At 71.4% G+C, this 6,014-nt stretch carries 3 protein-coding genes; all 3 read left to right on the top strand.

Features of this window, described 5'->3' with window-relative positions; translation table 11 throughout:
- Positions 1-31 precede the first annotated feature (31 nt).
- Positions 32-868, top strand: coding sequence for a thioesterase II family protein (locus ABD330_RS31840; protein ID WP_344469793.1), 837 nt, complete (start codon positions 32-34; stop codon positions 866-868).
- Positions 865-1,638 carry an AfsR/SARP family transcriptional regulator gene (locus tag ABD330_RS31835; protein WP_344469792.1) on the top strand — a complete coding sequence of 258 codons (774 nt, stop codon included), beginning with the start codon at positions 865-867 and terminating at the stop codon, positions 1,636-1,638. The genes ABD330_RS31840 and ABD330_RS31835 overlap by 4 nt, the downstream gene beginning before the upstream one ends.
- Positions 1,639-1,936: 298 nt before the next feature.
- Positions 1,937-6,014: type I polyketide synthase (locus ABD330_RS31830; RefSeq protein WP_344469791.1), on the top strand; the 4,078-nt coding region annotated here is incomplete at its 3' end.

Here is a 6,014-nt window from a genome sequence, read left to right as displayed (position 1 = left end):
GGCGCGGTCGATCTCGTCCAGCTGATCAACGGTGGCCACACCCGTCTCCGCGGCGCCCCTCACCAGCAAGATCACGATCTACGGCTGGAGTACTAAGTCCGCCGGAGAGTGGGTCCGCCGGTTTCACCCTTCACCCGAGGCCGAGCTCCGACTCGTCCTCTTCCCGCACGCAGGTGGCTCGGCGAGCTACTACTTCCCGTTCTCCCAAGCGCTGGCGCCGGACATAGAAGTGCTGTCCCTGCAATACCCTGGCCGGCAGGACCGGCGCGGCGAGGAATGCATCACCAGCATTTCCGAGCTGGCCGACCGCGTCTACGCGGAACTGCAGCCGTGGACGGATGGCCCGTTCGCCTTCTTCGGCCACAGCATGGGCTCGATCCTGGCGTGCGAGGTGGCGCAGCGCTTCCAGCGCCGGCGCGGCCAGGAGCCGCTCCGGCTCTTCGCCTCGGGCTACCCGGCCCCCTCGCGGCTGCCCTCCGGCACCGTCCATCTGCGCGATGAGGCCGGTCTGGTCAGGGAGTTGCGGGAGGTCGGCGGCACCGATCCGCAGTGGTTGGAGGACAAGGACCTTCTGGCCGCCATCCTGCCGGCGGTCCGCGGCGACTACCAGGCGATCGAGACGCACTCCTGGGAGCCGGTGCCCCCGCTGGACTGCCCGATCACCATGCTGGTGGGCAACCACGACCCGCACACCTCGATGGAGCAGGCGGCGGCCTGGCAGAACCACACCACCGGGGAATTCACCATGCAGGTCTTCGAGGGCGGCCATTTCTATCTCGAAAACCACCGCGCCGAGGTGGTCGACACGGTTTCCACGGCTCTGGCGAAGGCCCTCAGCACCCTTACTGCCGACAGGAGCCTTTCGTGAAGTACCAGCTTCTCGGCTCTCTGCGTGTCATCGACGGGAACACCGCGACTTTTCTCAGCGCCCAGAAGGTCGAGACCCTGCTCGCCGCCCTGCTGGTCCGCTCCGACCACGTGGTGACCACCCATCAGCTGATGAACGAACTCTGGGGGGAGCAGCTGCCGAGACGGGCCTCCGCCGGCCTCCATGTCTACATTTCCGAACTCCGGAAGTTCCTGAGCCGTCCAGGGGGGGTCGACAGTCCGATCGTCACCCGTTCTTCCGGATACATGCTGCGCCTGCGGTCCGACGAGGTCGATTACCAGGCCTTCCTGGAGCTGACCGATCTGGGCCGCAAGCACCTGCGGGAGCAGGGCTACGAGGAAGCCGTCGACTGCTTCGAACGGGGGCTCGCGCTCTGGCGCGGTCCGGCTCTCGGTGACATCGGCGACGGGCCGATCCTGCGCAGCTTCGTCGCCTGGCTGACCGAGGTGCGCCTGGACTGTGCGGAGATGCACGTGGAGGCGCAGCTCCGGCTCGGCCGGCACCGCGAGCTGGTGGGGTACCTCTTCTCGCTGATCGCCGAGAGTCCGCTGCGCGAGACCTTCTACCGCCAGCTGATGGTCGCGCTCTACCGCTCGGAGCGCAGAGCCGAGGCACTGAAGGTGTACCAGTCGGCGCGGACCACGTTGATCGACGAGCTGGGGCTGGAACCGTGCTCCACGCTGCAGGAGCTGCACCGCGCCGTCCTGACCGCCGACGACCGGGTCCTGGCGGGCTGCGCGGCCGGATGAGCACATAGGGCCCAGGGCCATCGGCGGTCGGGCGGCGGTGCGAGCCGACGACCGCTCGGGCTCAACGTACGGACAGTCACATATCTGCTCGGCACCCGGCGAACCGGGCTGCCCCTCCCAGTGCGGAGCGGGCGGCCCGGTTCGCCGTCGTATGCCCACGAAGGGCTGACCGATCGCCACAGAAGACCGGGGTTAGAGGCCGCCAAGACTGCACTTAGCACCCCGGCCGACGGTGGTCACGACGAGCGTCCTGATCCCGGTACGCGGCCGGCCACACTCCTAGGAGACAGCGAAAGCGATGACTGGTGCCAACGGTCCCCAGAATGATCTGCTCCTGGAATCCGACGACGCGATTGCGATCACCGGACTTTCCTGCCGGCTGCCGCAGGCAGCGAATCCGGCCGCCTTCTGGCAGTTGCTCTCCGCCGGCGTCGATGCCATCACCGACGCCCCCACGGACCGGTTCGGCGACATGCTGGCCGGCCGCCCGGGCGGCCGGGCCGGCTTCCTCGACCGGATCGACCGCTTCGACGCGGCCTTCTTCGGCATCTCACCGCGCGAAGCGGTGACGATGGACCCACAGCAGCGGTTGATGCTGGAGCTCGGCTGGGAGGCTCTGGAGGACGCCGGAATCGTGCCCGGCGAACTCGCGGGCACCCGTACCGGCGTCTTCGTCGGCGCGATCTGGGACGACTACGCGACACTGCTGCAGCGCAGCGGCGCCCAGTCGCTGACCCAGCACACCTTCACCGGCGTCCAGCGCGGACTCATCGCCAACCGCCTCTCGTACACGCTGGGCCTGCGCGGTCCCAGCCTCACCATCGACGCCGCGCAGTCCTCCTCACTGCTCGCGGTGCACATGGCCGTCGAGAGCCTGCTGCGCGGCGAGTCCACGCTCGCGCTGGCCGGCGGCGTGAACCTGAGCATCATCACGGACAGCACCGCGCGCTCGGCCAGTTTCGGGGGGCTGTCGCCCGACGCCCGCTGCTACACCTTCGACGCGCGCGCCAACGGCTACGTCCGGGGCGAGGGCGGCGGCGTCGTGGTCCTCAAGCCGCTGGCCCGGGCGCTGGCCGACGGCGACCCGGTCTACTGCGTCATCCGCGGCAGCGCGACCAACAACGACGGTGCCACTCCGGGTCTCACCGTACCCAGTTCGCAGGCGCAGGCCGAAGTGATCCGGCTGGCCTGCGAGAAGGCCGGCGTGGCTCCCGCCGCCGTGCAGTACGTGGAGCTGCACGGCACCGGCACGCCGGTGGGCGACCCGATCGAAGCGGCGGCGCTCGGCGACGCGCTCGGCTCCTCCCGATCACCGGAACTCCCCCTGCGGGTCGGCTCGGTGAAGACCAACGTCGGCCACCTGGAGGGTGCCGCCGGCATCGTCGGGCTGCTGAAGACCGCGCTCAGCATCCGGCACCGCCGGCTGCCGGCCAGCCTCCACTACGAGACGCCGAACCCCGCCATCGACATGGCCGGACTGCGACTGCGGGTGCAGCACGAGGACGGCGAGTGGCCGTCGCCCGGAGCGCCACTGGTGGCCGGCGTCAGCTCGTTCGGCGTGGGTGGCACCAACTGCCATGTCGTCGTCACGGAACCGCCGCACGCCGCCGAACAGCCCGCGCAACCGGCCCCGGGCCAGTACCCGGCTGCCGCGACCGCCCTGCCCTGGCTGATCTCAGGACGGACCGAGAACGCCGTGCGCGCCCAGGCCACCCGGTTGGCGGCGGCTCTGGAGTCGACTCCCGGAATCGACCCGGTCGACGTCGCCTGGTCGCTCGCCACCACCCGGACCTCGTTCGAGCACCGCGCCGTCGTGCTCGGGACGGACTCGGCCGGGCTGCGGCAGCGACTCGACCTGCTGGCCCAGGGGCAGGACGCGCCGGGCCTGGTACGCGGCGTCGGCGCCGACCGTGGCAGGACGGTCTTCGTCTTTCCCGGCCAGGGCTCGCAGTGGGACGGCATGGCCCTGGAGTTGCTGGAAACATCCCCGGTCTTCCGCGAGGCGATGGCCGAGTGCGCCGCCGCCTTGGCCGAGTACGTCGACTGGAACCTCTTGGACGTGCTCTGTGGCGCCCCCGACGCGCCCGGCCTGGACGAGGTCGACGTCGTGCAGCCCGCACTGTTCGCGGTGATGGTCTCGCTGGCCCGGCTCTGGGAGTCGCTCGGGGTACGCCCGGACGCGGTCGTCGGCCACTCGCAGGGCGAGATCGCCGCAGCGCACATCGCCGGCGCGCTCAGCCTGGCGGACGCCGCCCGGGTGGTCGCGCTGCGCAGCCGGGCGCTGATCACGCTCGCCGGACAGGGCGGCATGGCCTCGGTCGCGCTGCCGGTCGACCGGACCGAGGCGCTGATCGCGCCTTGGGGCGAGCGGCTGGCGATCGCCGCGGTCAACGGTTCGGGGGCGGTCGTGGTCTCCGGGGCGGCCGACGCCATCGACGAGCTGCTCGCCGCCGCCGAGCAGCAGGAGGTGCGGGCCCGCCGGATACAGGTGGACTATGCCTCACACTCCCCGCAGGTGGAGGCGATCCGGGAGCGGCTGCTCGACGAGCTGGCGCCGATCTCCCCGCGCGACGGCGACATCCCGTTCTACTCCTCCGTCACCGGCGAGCTGCTGGACACCGCCGGGCTGGACGCGGCGTACTGGTACACCAACCTGCGGCAGCCGGTCCGCTTCGACCTGGCGGTCCAGGCGCTGCGGGCCGCCGGCCACGGGACGTTCATCGAGAGCAGCCCCCATGGGGTACTCACCTTCGCGATCAACGAGACGCTGGAGGAAGCCGGCGCCGAAGAGGTGCTGGTGCTCGGCACGCTGCGGCGGGGCGAGGACTCCTGGCGGTCGTTCCTCGGCTCGCTCGCCGAACTGCACGTCAGCGGGGCGGCGGTGGACTGGTCGACGCTGATCGCCGACCGCGCCCCGCAACGGATCGCGCTGCCCGGCTACGCCTTCCAGCGCGAGCGGTACTGGCCGCAGGCCCCGACAGCGGACCAGGCTACGGAAGCAGCTGCGTTCTGGCCGACGGCCACGGCAGAGCCGGAGCCGCCCGAGGAGTCGGAGCTGCCCGAGGAGTCGCAGACCGCACGCCGCGCAGCCCGGGCCACCCCGTGGGCGCAGCGCCTCGCGGGCCTGTCGGCCGGCGAACAGCACGAGGTGGTGCTCGACCTGGTCAGGTCCAACGCCGCGATCGTGCTCGGCCACCTCAGCGCCGACGTGGTGGACTCCGGGCGGACCTTCAAGGAACTGGGCTTCGACTCCCCGCTCGCCGTGGAACTGCGCAACCGGCTCTCCGGCGCGGTCGGGTTCCGGCTTCCGGCCGCCCTGGTCTACAACCGGCCCACGCCCGTGGCAGTCGCACGGTACCTGCTCGGCGAGCTGCTCGGCTCCAGCGAGCACGGCCCGGCCCGGACCACGGCGGTGAGTGACGAGCCGATCGCCATCGTCGGCATGGCCTGCCGGTTCCCCGGTGGGGTCAGCACCCCCGACGGGCTGTGGCAGCTGGTGGCCGACGGTGTCGACGCGATCGGCGACTTCCCCGAGAACCGCGGCTGGAACCTGGCCGAGCTGTACGACCCCGAGCCCGGCACCGCCGGCAAGACCTATGCCCGCCGAGGCGGCTTCCTCTACGACGCCGGCCTGTTCGACGCCGCCTTCTTCGGGATCACCCCGCGGGAGGCCACCGCGATGGACCCGCAGCAGCGCCTCCTGCTGGAGACCAGCTGGGAGGCCGTCGAGCGGGCCGGGATCGACCCGGCCCAGCTGAGCGGCAGCCGGACCGGCGTGTTCGTCGGCGCCATGTCCCAGGAGTACGGCCCGCGCCTGCACGAGGGCACCGACGGCTACGGCGGCTTCTTGCTGACCGGCAACACCGCCAGTGTCGCCTCGGGCCGGATCTCCTACACCTTCGGGCTGGAGGGGCCCGCCGTTACCGTGGACACCGCCTGCTCCTCCTCGCTGGTGGCCCTGCACCTCGCGGCGCAGGCACTCCGGCAGGGTGAGTGCGGCCTCGCGCTGGCGGGCGGCGTTGCAGTGATGGCCACCCCGGGCATGTTCGTGGAGTTCGGCCACCAGCGTGGGCTCTCGCTCGACGGCCGCTGCAAGGCGTTCGCGGCGGCCTCGGACGGCACCAGCTGGGCCGAGGGCGCGGGCATGGTGCTGCTGGAACGGCTCTCCGACGCCAAGGCCAACGGACACCAGGTGCTCGCGGTGATCCGCGGCTCGGCCGTCAACCAGGACGGCGCCAGCAACGGCCTCACCGCGCCGAACGGCCCGTCGCAGGAACGCGTGATCCGGGCCGCGCTGGCTAATGCCCGCCTGACGGCCGACCAGGTGGACGCGGTCGAAGCGCACGGCACCGGCACCACCCTCGGCGACCCGATCG

This window comes from Kitasatospora kazusensis (assembly GCF_039529945.1).
GTDB classification, from domain to species: domain Bacteria; phylum Actinomycetota; class Actinomycetes; order Streptomycetales; family Streptomycetaceae; genus Kitasatospora; species Kitasatospora kazusensis.
This window is presented reverse-complemented; position numbering and strand designations above follow the sequence as displayed.